Below are 15,520 nucleotides of genomic sequence, written 5' to 3'. Positions count from 1 at the left end.
CAGCCATGACGAAACTGAAATGGGGCATGATCGGCGGCGGTGAAGGCAGCCAGATTGGCCCGGCGCATCGTTTGGGAGCATTGGCAGATGGGCGTTTTGAATTCGCGGCCGGGGCCTTGGATCATCGCGCCGATGTCGGTCGGGCCTATGCGCAGAGTCTCGGCATTGCCGCAGATCGCGCCTACGGAGATTGGAGCGAAATGCTCGATGGTGAGCGTGGTCGTGAGGACCGTGTTGATCTGGTGACTGTCGCGACGCCAAATGCCACGCACTTTGAGATCACCAAGAACTTCCTCGAGGCCGGTTTCAACGTGCTCTGCGAAAAACCGATGACCATGACGGTGGAAGAGGGCGAGGAGATTGTCAAAATTGCGCAGAAATCCGGTAAGATCTGTGCCGTGAACTACTGCTATTCAGCCTATCCGATGGTGCGGCAAGCCCGCGCAATGGTGCGTGCTGGAGAAATTGGCAAGATCCGCCTCGTTGTCACCAACTTTAGCCACGGTCATCACGGGGATGCCACAGATGCGGATAATCCTCGGGTGAGGTGGCGCTATGACCCTGAAATGGCTGGGGTGTCCGGACAGTTCGCGGATTGCGGCATTCATGCTCTGCACATGGCCAGCTTTATCTGCTGTGATGAGGTGGAGCGGCTCTCGGCGGACTTTGCCTCTACGATTTCTTCGCGGGTGCTAGAGGATGACGCGATGGTCAACTTCCGCCTCGAAGGCGGCACCGTAGGCCGGCTCTGGACGTCGTCCGTGGCCATCGGGCGCCAGCATGGTTTCGACATTCAGGTGTTTGGGGAAACAGGGGGGCTGCGTTGGGCGTCTGAACAACCAAACCAGTTGATCTATACGCCCGTCGGAGGGCGCACACAGGTCATCGAGAAGGGCGAAGCAGGTCTGCATGAGGAGGCGCAACGTCTCAGCCGCGTTGCGATTGCCCACCCTGAGGGCTTTCCACTGGCGGTGGCCAATATCTATTGCGATCTGGCCGACGCAATTTCCGGGGCGGCCAGAGATGGCTTGCCCAATGCGGCGGACGGAGTGCGTTCCATGGCTGCGGTTCACACTGCGGTGTCTTCGGCCAAGGCTGGCGGTGAATGGATGGACGCGCGCCCACCGATGTTTCGCTAGGTTTTGGGGGCGGGGCGCAATGTGCCCCGCTCGACAATCGAACAGGGAAAGATGCGGGCCTCGGGATAGCGGTCCGGCTCATCGAGCATCGCCACCATCAATTCAATGGATGAAGAGACGATTTGTCGGATCGGCTGATGAACCGTTGTCAGGTCGATGCTCTCCCAACCAGCCATTTCCATATCATTCAATCCGATGATGCCGATGTCCTTCGGTACGCTGAGGCCGCTGTCTGAGATGGCCGAGAGCGCACCAATCGAGAGGACGTCGTCGCCACAGAAATACGCCTCGGCAGGCCCAGCCTGTAGAAGCCTCATCATCTCGGAGCGTCCCGCCTGAAAGGAATAGGCCTCGGCGAAGGAGTATGTCGCCCGGATGTTGGGGTGTTTGGACATTTCCGACATGAAGCCTGCATGGCGATCCTGCGTGGAGGTCGCAGTTTCCGGACCGCCCATAAAGGCCACATGCGTATAGTTCCGCGCAATGAGCGCGCGTGCCGCCATGCGCCCCGATTCAACGTTGTCGATCCCAACAACATGCACCTGAGGCGCCGAGGATGATCTGCCAAAACTATGAACCACGGGCACGCCTGCGTCGCGAAAGGCCTTGGCAAACCCCGGGGGCAACGTGGACGAGGCCACAACCACCCCATCGACGGAATACTGGCGCAGCATATTCACAGAATGCTCGGGGTCTGTTTCATCGGTCAGGTTCACAAGCAATGGACGCAAGCCCCGATCCTGAAGGCCGCGCGTGAAGAGATCAAAGACCTCGAGAAAGATGGGGTTGTGAAAGTTGTTCGAGACAAGCCCGATCAGCTTGGTGCGCCCTGTTGTCAGCGATGAGGCCAGCGCATTTGGGCTGTAGCCCAGTTCGCGGGCGGCCTTTTCAACCTTGCGCCGCATCTTGTCGGACACAGAGGCCCCGTCGGTAAAGGTGCGCGATACAGCAGAACGGGAAACCCCCGCACGTTCTGCAACCTCTTTCAACGTAACGGCCATCCCGTTTGCCTTCTTAGCTAACCTGTCTGTTCCTTGTAGCGGGTTTACAAGGTTCCCGCAGTATCAAATGCTCCACAAAATTTTGCAACCGGTTGCAAAGTGGATTGGGATGTGGTTAATCTTGAGTCGGAGAGGCGGGGAGGACCGCTCTCGCACCAGAAGCAAGGTGAATTTGGGGAGGAAATCATGACTTCATTGACAAAGAAATTTGCGCTGGCGGCGGTTGTTGCCGCAGCGCCCCTGATGGTGGCCACGACGGTCTCAGCCGAAGGGGAGAAATACATCCTGGTCAGCCACGCGCCTGACAGCGACAGCTGGTGGAATACGATCAAGAACGGCATCGCACTGGCCGGCGAGCAGATGGACGTCGAAGTGGAATACCGCAACCCGCCTACGGGCGATTTAGCCGATATGGCGCGGATCATCGAGCAGGCGGCCGCATCAGGCCCGAATGGGATTATCACCACGCTGGCAGATTATGACGTGTTGTCCGGTCCCATCAAAACGGCGGTCGACAGTGGCGTGGACGTGATCATCATGAACACGGGCACCCCGGATCAGGCACGCTCTGTCGGGGCTTTGATGTATGTGGGGCAGCCGGAGTACGACGCGGGCTACGCTGCGGGTCTGCGCGCCAAAGGCGACGGTGTCGAGAGCTTCCTATGTGTGAACCACTATATTGTACAACCTTCCTCGCAGGATCGTTGCCAGGGGTTCGCGGATGGTCTCGGGGTGGAGCTCGGTACGCAAATGATTGACGCGGGTCAGGACCCGGCTGAAATCAAGAACCGTGTGCTGGCCTATCTTTCGGCCAATCCCGACACCGACGCTGTTTTGACCCTGGGGCCGACCAGTGCCGACCCAACGCTCCTGGCGCTTGAAGAAAACGGCATGGCGGGTGACATCTACTTCGGCACTTTCGATCTGGGCGGCGAAATCGTCAAAGGCATCCAATCCGGTGTCATCCAGTGGGGTATTGACCAGCAGCCTTTCCTCCAGGCTTACCTGCCGGTTGTGGTCATGACGAATTACCACCGCTATGGCGTCCTGCCCGGCAACAACATCAACTCTGGTCCCGGCTTTGTAACCGCCGATGGTCTCGAGAAGATCGAGCAGTTTGCAGGCGAGTATCGCTGATTTCCTTCCCAAGGGCGGCCGGAGCGATTTGGCCGCCCTTTCTCTATCCTGACAACGGAGCTTAGAGGCACCCATGTCCAACGCATCCACCGATACCGCGGTCGACGAGAGGATCAAATCCCGATCCCGCCTCCGCGAAGCCTTGATCCGCCCGGAGCTTGGCGGCATGGTCGGCACCGTCGCCGTGTTCACGTTCTTCCTTTTGTTCGCCTTCGACAGCGGCATGTTCAACAGCCAGGGCATGATGAACTGGGCGACGGTCTCGGCACAGTTCATGATTATCGCCGTTGGCGCGTGCCTGCTGATGATCGCAGGCGAGTTTGACCTATCGGTCGGCTCGATGATCGGCTTTGCCGGTATGTTGATCGCGATCTTTAGCGTGACGCTTGGCTGGCCGGTCTGGATGGCGATCATGCTCACATTTGTGCTGTGCGTCGCAATCGGCGCGCTAAACGGCTTCATCGTGATCCGCACAGGCTTGCCCAGCTTTATTGTGACTCTGGCCTTCCTGTTCATCCTGCGCGGTTTTGCGATCTTTCTGCCGCAAGTGATTGAGCGCAAAACGATTATTGGTGGGATCAAGGATGCGGCAGAGGGCGACTGGCTTGCTCCCATTTTTGGGGGCAAAGTCCTGACAGGTCTGTTTCAGTGGATGGGGGAAGCGGGCCTCATCGCGACATTTGAACGCGGCACCCGGCAGGGCCAGCCCGTTGTGGATGGCGTTCCGATGTTGATCATCTGGGCGATTGTGCTGATCCTCTTTGGCCATATACTGCTGACCAAGACCAAGTTCGGGAACTGGATCTTTGCCGCCGGTGGAGATGCGGAGGCTGCCCGCAACTCGGGTGTGCCAGTGAACAAGGTCAAGATCCTCATGTTCATGTTCACCGCCTTCTGCGCCACCGTATTTGCGGTCTGTCAGGTGATGGAGTTCGGCTCTGCGGGCGCAGACCGTGGTCTGTTGAAAGAGTTCGAGGCCATCATCGCCGTGGTCATCGGGGGCGCGTTGCTGACGGGGGGCTATGGCTCTGTTCTGGGCGCGGCTCTTGGGGCGCTGATCTTTGGCGTGGTCCAGCAGGGTCTGTTTTTCGCAGGCGTTGAAAGCAGTCTCTTCCGCGTCTTCCTCGGAGTGATCCTTTTGGGCGCCGTGATCCTGAACACCTATATCCGTCGCATCATCACGGGGGAGCGCTAAAATGGCATCCGAACACGCACCCATCATCGAGATGAAGAATATCGAGAAGCATTTCGGCAGCGTTATCGCTTTGGCTGGCGTTTCTCTCGAGGTCTTCCCCGGTGAATGTCATTGTCTGTTGGGCGACAACGGGGCGGGCAAATCGACCTTCATCAAAACCATGTCCGGCGTCCACAAGCCGACCCATGGCGAGATCTACTTTGAAGGAAAGCCCATGAGTTTCGGCGACCCTCGCGATGCGATCTCGGCTGGCATTGCAACGGTGCACCAGCATCTGGCAATGATCCCCTTGATGTCCGTCAGCCGGAACTTCTTTATGGGCAACGAGCCAACAAAGAAGATCGGGCCGTTGAACTTCTTTGACCATGATTACGCCAATCAAGTGACTATGGATGAGATGCGCAAGATGGGGATCAACCTGCGCGGCCCGGATCAGGCCGTGGGCACCCTGTCGGGTGGGGAGCGTCAGACGGTCGCCATCGCGCGCGCGGTACATTTCGGAGCCAAGGTGCTGATCCTCGATGAGCCCACATCGGCGCTAGGTGTGCGCCAGACTGCAAATGTGCTCGCCACCATCGACAAGGTTCGCAAGCAAGGTATCGCAGTGGTTTTCATCACCCATAATGTGCGCCATGCGCTTGCAGTAGGGGACCGTTTCACTGTGCTAAACCGAGGTCAGACATTGGGGACCGCGCAGCGCGGGCAAATTACCCCCGAAGAACTGCAAGATCTGATGGCGGGCGGACAGGAGCTCGTCGCGCTCGAAGGCAGTCTTGGCGGAACCGTCTAATCAGAGGTTTTGCAGGCGGGTGAACGCTCGCCACGAAGATCTCTCTGGATAGGCCAAAGAAAAGGTGGGACATCAACGTCCCGCCTTTTCTATGTGTCCTACTTATCTGTTGATCACGATATGTAGGGGAAAGACCAGATTTGGTGTTCAGGTCATATCACGCGCGCCTCGGCTTTAATTGCCAACGCGCCATCCGCGCGCCGCACCCAGAGGCTGTAGGTCTTCGCATCCTCGCCAATGGCGCCGTGTACCGAAAACGGATCATTGTCAAAAACCGGAGAGAGCGCACGAAATTCAAACCCCGTGACCGTTGCACTGGGACGTTCTCGGCGCAATAGATCCAGAAGGAGCGTAGCAAGCAACGGGCCGTGCACGACGAGGCCACTATATCCTTCGGAGACGGTGCAAAAGGGCCGGTCGTAGTGGATCCGGTGCCCGTTGAATGTCAGCGCTGAATAGCGAAACAGGAGAACTGGATCAGGAGTGATTTCGCGTGAAAAGTCAGAGGTTTCTGGCGCGGGCAATGGTTTTTGCACCGGTGCGTCGGGCGAGGGTTCTTGGCGGTAAACGATGTCGTGTTCTTCATCAATGCCAAGGGTGTCCTGATCAAATATCAGGTGCCTGACCGTGATAAAGACCAAGGGGCCACTGCGGCCTTTCTTGGCAATCACCGATTGAACCGTCGATTTCTTGGTGAGCACATGCCCGATCCGCAGTGGGGCATGGAACTGCAATCTGCTGCCCGCCCACATCCGGCGTGGCAAAGGCACTGGCGGAAGAAACCCACCCAGGGCAGCATGCCCGTCATACCCGGCTTCTGATAGCTTGTAGATTGGCAGAAAATGCATCCAATGCCAGAGCGGAGGCAGTTCGGAGTCCTCTCCATATTCCGTGCCGGAGCAATCAAGCGTTGCCGCCAGTGCGTTGGCAGGAAAAGGCGCAATCCACTCGGTGCGGGTTTCTGTTCGGCCGATCCAATCTGCCAGACGGTCCATCTGCCTCTGCCCTCTATTGTGTCAGGTATCTGCGTGATCCTTGCACAGGTCTTGAATTCAGAAAATTCGCATTTCATGAATGCTGTGTTTTTCAAAGGTGAATGCAAATGAACATCGAACTTGCGGACCTGAGGCTTTTTGTGATGATCGCCGAGTGCGGCAACCTGACCCACGGTGCTGCGCGTGCCTTCCTGTCGCCGCCCGCTGCCAGCGCCCGCATCAAAGCCATGGAGCAAGAGATTGGCCAGCAACTCCTTGTGCGCAAGAACAAAGGGGTAGAGCTGACACCGTCGGGTGACGCCTTGTTGCGGCATGCACGCCTTGTCCTACGACAGTTTGATTTCCTCACGGATGACATGACGAATGCTCAGATGGGACACTTGCGTATCTATGCCAACACGACAGGAGTGACGGAATTCCTGCCCGCGATCCTCGCGCGTTTTTTGGCGGACCATCCGGGCGTTCGGGTCGATCTCCAGGAGCGACTGACCCAAGAGATCATCCGTGCTGTGGCCGATGGGACTGCGGATATCGGGATCATTTCTGGCACCGAAGGGCGTGATGGTTTGGAGCGACTGCGTTTTGCGACGGACCGGCTGATGCTGGCGGTTCCTTCCGGGCATCATTTGGCCCATCATGATCAGGTTTCCCTGGAGCAAACCCTGGCATTTGAGCATATCGCGCTTCACGATGGCAGCACTTTGCTCGATTTCCTGCGTCGGCAGTTGCGTCGTTCAGCGTTTGATCGCCAACTCAGAATTCAGGTGCGCAGTTTTGAAGCCATGTGTCGCCTGATCGAGGCAGGCGTTGGGATCGGGGTCGTGCCGGAGTCTGCCGCGCTGCGCCACCTGCAGACCATGGACATCACGTTGCTGGCTTTGGCGGACGACTGGGCCGTAAGAGATCGCTCTATCCTAGTGCGTCGCTGGGCCGATCTGCCCCAATCCGCGCAAAGGCTCATTGATCTGCTGGTAGAGAAAGAAGCAGGCGGTGCCGAAGTCTGAAGAAGCTTGAGTGCCGTACGGGCGCTATGCAGAGCAAAGCAGGTGCATTTCTAGCGTTGAAATGCGCGTTCCAATCAACTGTCCGAGCGAGAGGGCTGAAACTCTGCCACGATGGTATCAAGCAAGGCGCGCACCCGGCGCGGCTGAGGTCTTCCCGCCGACATTACCACCTGCAAGTGGATCGGCTCGACCTCAAAGTTCCGCAGAAGTGGCACAAGCCGCCCCTCTGCGAGGTCCTGCTGCACATCCCATTGCGACTTGCGCATGATCCCGCGCCCCTCCAGAGCCCATTGGCGGATCAGATCACCATCATTGGCGATGCGGTTTCCACGCACCACAACGCGTTTCCTGCGCCCATCGATGTCAAAGGGCCAGGCGCGATCCACATCCGATCCAAACCGCATCAACAGGCAGTTGTGATGCGCCAGATCCAAAGGATCGCCTGGGGTGCCGTTGGCCTCCAGATAGCTTGGTGCAGCGCAGACAATCCTCGCGTTGTCCGCGAGTCGACGCATGATGAGGCTGCTGTCCGCCAACTCACCATAGCGGATCGCCATATCCAGCCCCATGGTCGCCATATCCACAAAACCATCACTCAAATGGAGGTCGATCGAGACCTCTGGGTTCTGCTCTAGGAACCTGTCTAGGATTGGGGCAAGCCGGTTGCGCCCCAAATCCGATGGCGCGCTGACACGGATCGGCCCGGCAATCTGTTGAGTCCCAAGGCGGATCCGCGACTCGAGTTCCTCTGTTTCCGCAAGCAGCCGCTGGGCGCCATGGACGAGTTCGCGGCCCTCTACTGTCAGGCTGATGGACCTCGTTGTGCGGTTGAGCAATCGCGCGCCGAAGTGGGCTTCAAGCGCAGCGAGGCGTTCCGAGACGGTCGCCGGTGACAGTCCCAGTTCTCGCCCGCCAGCTGCGAGCCCGCCTTTCTCCACGATGCGGAGAAACAGAGAGAGATTATCTAACAGCATTATTCGCCTTGTCCGAATTATAATTTTGATTTTTAGCCAATTATCTTACGGATCCGCAATCTGCATCTTGGTTTCATCAAGGAAACGGCCAAAACGATCAGGCATCGAAGGACCAGACATATGACCACCCTTTTTGACCCCATAAAAGTGGGCGCGCTTTCGCTTCCGTCCCGGATTGCCATGGCTCCAATGACGCGCAGCCGGACGGACCAGCCCGGAAACCTCCCCAACGACATGATGGCGGCGTATTATGCTCAACGGGCCAGTGCCGGGCTTATCATCACAGAAGCCACCCAGATCAGCCGCCAAGGACAAGGCTATTCCTTCACGCCGGGCATTCATTCCGATGATCAGGTCGCAGGATGGCGCGTGGTTACGCAGGCGGTTCATGAGGCAGGCGGACGCATTGTGAACCAGCTCTGGCATGTTGGCCGGATGGGCCACGGAATGTTCCATGCCGATGGGCTGCCTGTCGCCCCTTCGGCGATAGCACCAGATGCAAGCGTGTGGGTCGTCGATCCCAAAACCAACAGGGCCGGCATGGTGGAATGCCCGGTGCCACGTGCGCTGAAGACGACCGAGATCGCGGAGGTTGTTGCGGACTATGCTGCGGCTGCGCGCAATGCAAAGGTGGCCGGGTTTGATGGCGTCGAGATCCACGCAGCCAATGGGTATCTGATTGATGCGTTCTTACGTTCCAGTTCGAACAAACGGCAGGACCGCTACGGTGGCAGCGTGCAGAACCGCATCCGGTTTGCCATCGAGGTGGTCGAGGCCGTCGCAGCGGAAATCGGTGCGGATCGCGTCGGGCTGCGGATCTCGCCTTTTATCACCCAGCGTGGAATGGACGATCCCAGCGCGCCCGAGACGATTCTTGAGATGGCCAAAGCGCTGGCGCGTATCGGGATCGCCTATATCCATATCGCCGAGGCCGATTGGGATGATGCTCCTGAAACACCGCGCGCCTTTCGCGCGGCTCTGCGTGAGGTGTTTTCCGGCAGCATCCTTGTCGCCGGAGGCTACGACAAAGAAAGGGCCAAGGTGATCTTGGACGCTGGTCTGGCGGATGTGGTGGCCTTTGGTCGTGCGTTCGTCGCCAACCCCGATCTGCCGCATCGCTTTGCCCAGGATTTGCCGCTGTCCGCATTTGACAGCGAGACGCTTTTTGGCGGCGATCATCAGGGCTATACAACCTATGGGCCCTATGCGCCGGGAGCTTGAGTTCGATCCAGTGACGGGGTGGCGTTGGGCCACTCCAACTCGAACCCTGCGCCCGTGTCTTGCGGTAGAATGTACAAGTGCCCGCCAAGGGCCTCCACTGTCGATTTCACGATATTGAGTCCCATCCCTGTTCCGCCACTGTCGCGTCGGGTGGTGAAGAAAGGCTGCAAGATCTTGTCGGCATTGCCCGCACTGATCCCCGCGCCGTCATCCGAGATCCGCAGGGTGATTGATCCGTTTGTGTGCGCTGTGCGTAGTTTGACGGTTTTTGCGCCATGTTGCTGTGCGTTTTGCAAAAGATGCGTCAACAGGATGGAGAGTGTGGTGGCCTCTGATGGTAGACCAAGAGAGCCATTCTCGATCATGATACTAAGAGCGGGAAACGCCTGCGTGATCTGATCTTGGATCTGCTCAAGACTACAGCGCCCGGACATCGCTTGTTGGTCCGCAAGGCTGAAGGCACGCATATGGGCCAGCAGATCTTCTATGCGTGTGCCGCCTTTCTCGATCGTGTCGAGCAACCGATGTCGCTGGCTCTGGCTCAGATCATCGTCACGCAAGAGCTCTGCTGCGCCCTTCAGTGCAGTGAGGGGTGATTTCAATTCGTGGGTGACATGGGCCGTATACGTCTTGAGCGCATCGCGATTGTTCTGCAGCCGCTCGGTCAGCGATTTGAAGCTGAGGCTTAGGTCTTCGATCTCGCGCGTGCCAAGATGATCTGGTGCCTCAAAGGCGTGATTGCCTTGGGTGGCCAGTTGGCTACGCTCTTTCAGCAGTCGGATGGGGCGGGTGATGAAGCGCCAGAACACATATCCGATCAGCGTGGTAGACAGTGCAACAAAGGCAGCGGCCTTTAGCAAATTGAAGCGCTCCCCATAGAGGAAACGAAAAATATGGCTGGGTGTACGGCTGACATAGACCGCCCCGATCAAAGCCTCGTTCACATGTACAGGCATTGCCACAAAGACGCGCACTCTGGCCCCACGGCTGAGCGTATAAAGCGCAGGCGGGCTGCTGTCTCGCACCCGCGTGCGCGCAACAGAAACGACATGACCATCAAGGGCGGCACGGACTTCGCTGACGTGGCCCAGATCGCGGCCAATTTCGGCGGTCCCAGCAATCACATTGCCTTGCGTGTCAAGGAAGCGATAGCCCGCAAGTGTTTGCGCTTGCGCTGAACTTGCGATCCGAGAGAGTTGCGGTGCGAGGCGCTGGTAAGTTGCAGTCACTGATGTTGACGGGTTGGCCGCGTCGGGACGAGGTGGCAAGACGGTGGCGCTGTTGATTGACAGCGACGGAAAGATGGCGTCTTGCGCCGACACGGGCTTTGGCTTTGGCGGGGCGAGCCCCGCAGCCTCGCTGTAAAGGTCTGCATAGGTGGCCGCCATCACCGCAGCCTGCGCCAGCACGCTTTCTTCGGTCTGTTGCACCAACTGATTGTCATAGAACCGAAACAGGATCAGCCCGGCAATCGGAAGGCACAGCACAATTGCCAGCACCAGGAGGACAACAGTCCAGAGGCGCGGGCGCCACTTGCGGATCATGTCTGCTGGCATGCGCCCATCCGGAGGCCTACGCCATGTACGGTGACCACTGCTTCGGTGCAGCCGACCTCTGACATCTTTGCGCGGATGTTGCGAATGTGGCTGTCGATGGTGCGGTCCGACACATGGATATTAAACCCATAGAGCGCCTCCACAAGCTGTGCTCTGGTCAGAACAAGGTCTGGGCGCGTCATCAGGACTTTCAGCAAACGAAACTCGGAGCCGGTCAAAGATACGGGCACGCCGGCAAAGGCGCATTGGTGGCGCTCGGCATCCAACTCCAATGCGCCATGTGTCAATGCCGTGGGGAGTTGGGTGATGCTGGGTGTGCTGCGCTTCAGTATGGCCTTGATGCGGGCGACCAGTTCTCGCGGTGAAAAGGGCTTGGTCAAATAATCATCTGCGCCAAGCTCCAGCCCTACGATCCGGTCGATCTCTTCATCCCGCGCCGTCAGGAACAGGATCGGCACATCTGAGGATTTTCGGATGTCCCGGCAGACTTCGAGTCCGTCCTTTTCCGGCAGCCCGATATCCAGCACCACGAGATCGGGCGCGTCTCGCCGCTGCGCGGCAATGGCCGCAAGCCCATCACTGGCAAAGCAGGTTTCAAACCCGGCCTTTTCAATGGCGAACCGCGTCACCTCGAGAATGTCGGGATCGTCATCGACAACAAGAATGCGTGCGGACATAAAAATCGGGCCTCTCAATTCTGCGCCCGATCATAGGCCTCAAGCCGCCACATCCGATAGCCCCATTCGCGCCAGTTCCGGATTGAAATGCGCTCGAGGTCGCGTTCAATCATGCGTGTGCAAATATCCTGTCCGGTGCTTGCTTCATGATCCAGTATCGTGCGGTAGGCCCCCGGACCGAGACTGCAGATATAGTAGGTGTCAGGCCCCCGAAGCGCGCTGCCATGGGTGAGATTATATCTGGCGACTATGTCGGCAAAATTTGTGAGGCTGGAGAGGTAGAGCGTGATGGCGAGCGCAGCCAAGCACCGTCGCAATAGCCATGATGTCCCAAACCCGCGATGGATTTGCCAGATCGTCAACAGCAGCCCTGTCAGAACCAGAGCCATCCAGATAAATGCCGCGACACGCAGGTAGGTAAGGGCGTAGGCCTCAACATAGTGCTGCAATCGGATCGCGGCTGTTGCAACAAGTATCATGTTCTGCGCCAGCCACAGATAGACCAGAGACCGCAGAACCTTGTCTTGGCCAATCATATTTCGCGTGAGCAGTGTAAAGAGTCCGGCGAGCAGCGCCGTTGCCACAAGGGGATAGGCGCCGCGATGTGCATATGAGGCATAGCTCATGCCCTCGGGCAGCGACACTCCGCCGGTTAATATGCTGAGGTCCATCAGGGTCTGGATGCCAAACATCAAATTGAACAGCCAAAGCGAATTGCGCACGGAAAGCGGATTGATCAAGAAGCTGCTACGGTGCGGACCCGCCTTTGTTACGCGCGCTCGGCGGGCTTGTGCCCCAATCCATGACTCGCTCAGATTGAGGAGCGGCCAGAGGAGTGACGCCACGCACCCCCAGAACAGAAAGCGCGTCCAAAATTCAGCCCTGAGCAGGTGGCGCAGATCGATGCTGTCCAGCGCCGCCTGTAGGACTGGGTTGGCATTTGCGAGAAGGCCCAGAAACACGGCCCCCATCAGAAGCGGCAATAGCAGCGTGGCCGCCATGTACCGGAGCCGTGACGAGTATGTTGCAGGCGGTAGCGCATCGGCGGTATCTTTCACCAAATGTACTAGCCCAAAGGCAGGGAGGCGAAGTGCCATCCTCAGTATGAGCCCCGTCGTCAAGCTGGACCCCGCAAACGCCCAAGCCGCAAGCGTGATGAGACCTCCGAGGCTAAACAGGAGTGACAGAAATTGAAGCTCGATCACCACTGGCAGATTGCAAAGCAACGCAAACCCCATGGCGAGGCCCCAGCTCCGTAAGCTTGGTCGCTCAGGTTTCACCGCCAGAATCGCTGCGGAGACAACGACGGCAAAAATGGCGAGTGAGAGACCGACCGGCTGATGCCAGAACAGCCAATCCGCAAGTGCCACAAGCGCGCCAAGCAGGGGGATCACCTGCCGCATGCGCAATGACGCCATCAACGAGCCATTTGCCCTCATAGGCGGCGCGATGTCCGGCTCTGGTGTTTCTGTCGTCTCGAGCCACCACCCGTCCAACCTGATGCGATCTGGAACGCCGTGAAGGATTAGATCCTGTGCCATGAACTGCCTCCATTGGTTTGTTTCATTGGAGGCAGTCTGGACGCCTGCCTTGCAGCTTTGTGGGGGCAGTCGCGCAGGTTTCGCGGGGCTTTTGTGCAGGAATTGTGCAGGCTCTCACCGATGATTTGCACCTCAACCCGGTGTTGATGTCTTCAAGGCTGATCAGTTCCGGCTAATTTGGGCGCATAGAAAGCAGCGTTTTGCATCTCACGCAGTTTTTAGAACAGTTGTTTCTCACTTTGCGAGAGATATGGAATGAGAGACTTCAATCCTGTCCAACCCATTGCAATCAGGAGAAAATCCAACAGATATGCACGGACACATTCAGTAACGGAGCCTCAAATGCCCCTCTCCTCCAAACCGTTTCTCCGGTCCTCTCGGGTTCTGGTTCGCAGCCTCGGTGCTGCCGCGATCGCGCTTGCTGGTTTTGCGAGTTCGGCCGAAGCCGAAGAGCAGGAAATCCTCAATGTTTCCTACGATATTGCCCGTGAACTCTACGCGGCGCTGAACCCTGTTTTTGCCGAAAACTGGCAGGCAGAGACGGGCGAGACACTGACCATCAAACAAAGCCATGCTGGCTCTTCCAAACAGGCTCGAGCGATCCTGCAAGGTCTGCAGGCGGATCTCGTGACCTTCAATCAGGTGCTGGATGTGCAGATCCTCGCAGACAAGGGTTTTGTGGCGCAGGACTGGCAGCAAAAGCTGCCCAATAACGCATCGCCTTACTACTCGCTCCCGGCTTTCCTGGTGCGGGGTGGCAACCCCAAGGGTATTGAAGACTGGGACGATCTGACCCGTGATGACGTGGAACTCGTGTTCCCGAACCCAAAAACCAGCGGCAATGCGCGCTACACCTATCTCGCGGCCTACGCCTATGCGCTTGACAAGTTTGGAGGCGATGAGGCCGCGGCGCAGGAATTTGTCGGTAAGATCCTCTCCAATGTCGTGGTGTTCGACACCGGTGGGCGTGGTGCGACAACGAGCTTTGTCGAGCGTGAGCTTGGCGATGTGCTGATTACCTTCGAGGCCGAGGTCGAGAACATCCGCGCCAGTGAGGATGAAGGTGCCTTTGATCGTGTGGTGCCTGCAATCTCCCTCTTGGCAGAGTTCCCTGTGGCGCTGGTTGACAAGGTGGCAGATGCACGGGGCAGCCGAGCCGTTGGCGAGGCCTATCTCGACTTTCTCTACTCCAAGGACGCGCAGGAAGTCATTGCCGGTTTCAACAACCGTGTGCATCACCCCGAGGTGGTGGCTGCAACAGCCGACAAGTTCCCTGATGTGCGTCTGATCACGGTCGAAGAAGTCTTTGGCAGCTGGGCCGAAGCGCAGGAGACCCACTTTGGCGAGGGTGGTACGCTCGACCGGGTCTTCACCAACTAACCCAGATCGTTTGTGACGATGTTCGGCCCCGAGGGGGCCGGACGAAACCCATACCGGAGTATCACCGTGGTGTCCCTGACCCGAACCGCCCCGCGCGTGCTGCCGGGGTTTTCCCTTTCTCTTGGCGTGACACTATTGTTCGTGACGCTGATCATCCTATTGCCCCTAAGCGGGTTGATGTGGCAACTCGCTCAACTGAGCCCGGCTGACTATATCAAGGTGATGACATCTCGCCGCGTGCTTGTTGCGCTCAAGGTGACACTGTCTGCGGCGGCTCTTGCAACGCTGATCAATGCCGTCTTTGGTCTGCTTCTGGCTTGGGTCCTGGTGCGCTATCGCTTTTGGGGGCGCGGAGTCCTGGACGCGCTTGTCGACATTCCCTTCGCGCTGCCGACTGCTGTGGCGGGGATCGCATTGGTGGCGCTCTACGACAAATCCGGCTGGATCGGCGGGATGCTCGCGGAGTTTGACATCAAGATCGCCTATACTTGGTGGGGCATTGTAATCGCGATGGTGTTCACCTCGGTGCCCTTTGCGGTGCGCGCGATACAGCCCGCGATCGAGGAACTGGACCCCGATGAGGAAGCCGCGGCGCTCACGCTTGGGGCCAGTGGTCTACAAAGGTTTGTGCGGGTGATCCTGCGTCCATTGCTGCCTGCGATCCTGACCGGAGTTGCGCTCTCATTTGTGCGCTCGCTCGGAGAGTTCGGCGCGGTCATCTTCATCGCCGGGAACCTCCCCTTCAAGACCGAGATCGCCTCGCTTCTGATCCTGATCCGACTTGATGAGTTCGACTATCCGGCGGCGGCGGCGATTGCCGGTAGCCTTCTGGGGCTATCGCTTTTGTTGTTGATCGTGGTCAACCTGGTGCAAACCCGGCTCTATCGCTACCTGCGGACGGAAGGGTAGA

The 15,520-nt window shown here is 58.2% G+C and carries 14 protein-coding genes; 8 read left to right on the top strand and 6 right to left on the bottom strand.

The window, feature by feature from the left end; translation table 11 throughout:
* Positions 1 to 5 precede the first annotated feature (5 nt).
* Complete coding sequence (locus TM1040_RS02145) at positions 6 to 1,139, top strand: Gfo/Idh/MocA family protein (RefSeq protein WP_011536960.1); 1,134 nt, start codon at positions 6 to 8, stop codon at positions 1,137 to 1,139.
* On the opposite strand, the gene TM1040_RS02140 is transcribed toward TM1040_RS02145, so the two are convergent.
* Complete coding sequence (locus TM1040_RS02140; protein WP_011536959.1) at positions 1,136 to 2,140, bottom strand: LacI family DNA-binding transcriptional regulator; 1,005 nt, start codon at positions 2,138 to 2,140, stop codon at positions 1,136 to 1,138. The two genes, TM1040_RS02145 and TM1040_RS02140, sit on opposite strands and share 4 nt — an antisense overlap.
* Positions 2,141 to 2,326: 186 nt before the next feature.
* Between TM1040_RS02140 and TM1040_RS02135 the strand changes: the two genes are divergently transcribed.
* The 3 genes from TM1040_RS02135 to TM1040_RS02125 all read left to right on the top strand — a co-directional run bounded on the left by TM1040_RS02135 (position 2,327) and on the right by TM1040_RS02125 (position 5,262).
* A complete protein-coding gene (locus TM1040_RS02135; RefSeq protein ID WP_011536958.1) occupies positions 2,327 to 3,277 on the top strand; it encodes a sugar ABC transporter substrate-binding protein in 951 nt (316 codons plus the stop codon).
* 73 nt (positions 3,278 to 3,350) lie between these two features.
* Entirely contained in the window at positions 3,351 to 4,472 is a 1,122-nt protein-coding gene (locus TM1040_RS02130) for an ABC transporter permease (RefSeq protein WP_011536957.1), read from the top strand.
* Position 4,473: 1 nt separating this feature from the next.
* Positions 4,474 to 5,262, top strand: coding sequence for an ATP-binding cassette domain-containing protein (locus tag TM1040_RS02125; RefSeq protein ID WP_011536956.1), 789 nt, complete (start codon positions 4,474 to 4,476; stop codon positions 5,260 to 5,262).
* Between the two features lie 152 nt (positions 5,263 to 5,414).
* Here the strand turns inward: TM1040_RS02125 and TM1040_RS02120 are convergent, their stop codons facing one another.
* Complete coding sequence (locus TM1040_RS02120) at positions 5,415 to 6,257, bottom strand: FAS1-like dehydratase domain-containing protein (RefSeq protein WP_011536955.1); 843 nt, start codon at positions 6,255 to 6,257, stop codon at positions 5,415 to 5,417.
* 107 nt (positions 6,258 to 6,364) lie between these two features.
* Between TM1040_RS02120 and TM1040_RS02115 the strand changes: the two genes are divergently transcribed.
* On the top strand, positions 6,365 to 7,261 hold the full coding sequence (locus tag TM1040_RS02115; RefSeq protein ID WP_011536954.1) for a LysR substrate-binding domain-containing protein: 897 nt from the start codon (positions 6,365 to 6,367) through the stop codon (positions 7,259 to 7,261).
* A 74-nt stretch (positions 7,262 to 7,335) separates the two neighbouring features.
* Here TM1040_RS02115 and TM1040_RS02110 read toward each other — a convergent pair whose 3' ends face one another.
* The gene (locus TM1040_RS02110) at positions 7,336 to 8,235 is read right to left on the bottom strand and encodes a LysR family transcriptional regulator (RefSeq protein ID WP_011536953.1); all 900 of its coding nucleotides are present in this window, start codon (positions 8,233 to 8,235) and stop codon (positions 7,336 to 7,338) included.
* Between the two features lie 120 nt (positions 8,236 to 8,355).
* Between TM1040_RS02110 and TM1040_RS02105 the strand changes: the two genes are divergently transcribed.
* On the top strand, positions 8,356 to 9,456 hold the full coding sequence (locus TM1040_RS02105) for an alkene reductase (RefSeq protein WP_011536952.1): 1,101 nt from the start codon (positions 8,356 to 8,358) through the stop codon (positions 9,454 to 9,456).
* Here the strand turns inward: TM1040_RS02105 and TM1040_RS02100 are convergent.
* From TM1040_RS02100 to TM1040_RS02090, 3 genes are read right to left on the bottom strand one after another with little or no spacing between them, the layout of a single operon-like run.
* Positions 9,438 to 11,012: a sensor histidine kinase gene (locus TM1040_RS02100; RefSeq protein ID WP_166485494.1), complete on the bottom strand. Its 1,575-nt coding sequence runs from the start codon at positions 11,010 to 11,012 to the stop codon at positions 9,438 to 9,440. The two genes, TM1040_RS02105 and TM1040_RS02100, sit on opposite strands and share 19 nt — an antisense overlap.
* Entirely contained in the window at positions 10,997 to 11,689 is a 693-nt protein-coding gene (locus TM1040_RS02095; protein ID WP_011536950.1) for a response regulator transcription factor, read from the bottom strand. Before TM1040_RS02095 ends, TM1040_RS02100 begins: the two co-directional genes overlap by 16 nt.
* Positions 11,690 to 11,703: 14 nt before the next feature.
* A complete protein-coding gene (locus TM1040_RS02090) occupies positions 11,704 to 13,230 on the bottom strand; it encodes a DUF4153 domain-containing protein (protein ID WP_011536949.1) in 1,527 nt (508 codons plus the stop codon).
* A gap of 342 nt (positions 13,231 to 13,572) precedes the next feature.
* Here TM1040_RS02090 and cysP point away from each other — a divergent pair, with 342 nt between their 5' ends.
* A complete protein-coding gene (gene cysP, locus TM1040_RS02085; protein ID WP_011536948.1) occupies positions 13,573 to 14,610 on the top strand; it encodes a thiosulfate ABC transporter substrate-binding protein CysP in 1,038 nt (345 codons plus the stop codon).
* Between the two features lie 18 nt (positions 14,611 to 14,628).
* Positions 14,629 to 15,519, top strand: coding sequence for a sulfate ABC transporter permease subunit CysT (gene cysT, locus TM1040_RS02080; RefSeq protein WP_011536947.1), 891 nt, complete (start codon positions 14,629 to 14,631; stop codon positions 15,517 to 15,519).
* The last annotated feature ends 1 nt before the right edge of the window (position 15,520 follow it).

It is taken from the genome of Ruegeria sp. TM1040 (genome assembly GCF_000014065.1).
Lineage (GTDB): Bacteria > Pseudomonadota > Alphaproteobacteria > Rhodobacterales > Rhodobacteraceae > Epibacterium.
The sequence above is the reverse complement of the archived record's forward strand: the minus strand, read 5'-3'. Positions and strand labels throughout refer to the sequence as shown.

Coding starts and splice junctions, on each gene's coding strand:
- TM1040_RS02115 (WP_011536954.1), top strand. CDS start 6,365: ATGAACATCGAACTTGCGGACCTGAGGCTTTTTGTGATGATCGCCGAG.
- TM1040_RS02120 (WP_011536955.1), bottom strand. CDS start 6,257: ATGGACCGTCTGGCAGATTGGATCGGCCGAACAGAAACCCGCACCGAG.
- TM1040_RS02105 (WP_011536952.1), top strand. CDS start 8,356: ATGACCACCCTTTTTGACCCCATAAAAGTGGGCGCGCTTTCGCTTCCG.
- TM1040_RS02140 (WP_011536959.1), bottom strand. CDS start 2,140: ATGGCCGTTACGTTGAAAGAGGTTGCAGAACGTGCGGGGGTTTCCCGT.
- TM1040_RS02145 (WP_011536960.1), top strand. CDS start 6: ATGACGAAACTGAAATGGGGCATGATCGGCGGCGGTGAAGGCAGCCAG.
- cysP (WP_011536948.1), top strand. CDS start 13,573: ATGCCCCTCTCCTCCAAACCGTTTCTCCGGTCCTCTCGGGTTCTGGTT.
- cysT (WP_011536947.1), top strand. CDS start 14,629: ATGTTCGGCCCCGAGGGGGCCGGACGAAACCCATACCGGAGTATCACC.
- TM1040_RS02135 (WP_011536958.1), top strand. CDS start 2,327: ATGACTTCATTGACAAAGAAATTTGCGCTGGCGGCGGTTGTTGCCGCA.
- TM1040_RS02090 (WP_011536949.1), bottom strand. CDS start 13,230: ATGGCACAGGATCTAATCCTTCACGGCGTTCCAGATCGCATCAGGTTG.
- TM1040_RS02130 (WP_011536957.1), top strand. CDS start 3,351: ATGTCCAACGCATCCACCGATACCGCGGTCGACGAGAGGATCAAATCC.
- TM1040_RS02125 (WP_011536956.1), top strand. CDS start 4,474: ATGGCATCCGAACACGCACCCATCATCGAGATGAAGAATATCGAGAAG.
- TM1040_RS02095 (WP_011536950.1), bottom strand. CDS start 11,689: ATGTCCGCACGCATTCTTGTTGTCGATGACGATCCCGACATTCTCGAG.
- TM1040_RS02110 (WP_011536953.1), bottom strand. CDS start 8,235: ATGCTGTTAGATAATCTCTCTCTGTTTCTCCGCATCGTGGAGAAAGGC.
- TM1040_RS02100 (WP_166485494.1), bottom strand. CDS start 11,012: ATGCCAGCAGACATGATCCGCAAGTGGCGCCCGCGCCTCTGGACTGTT.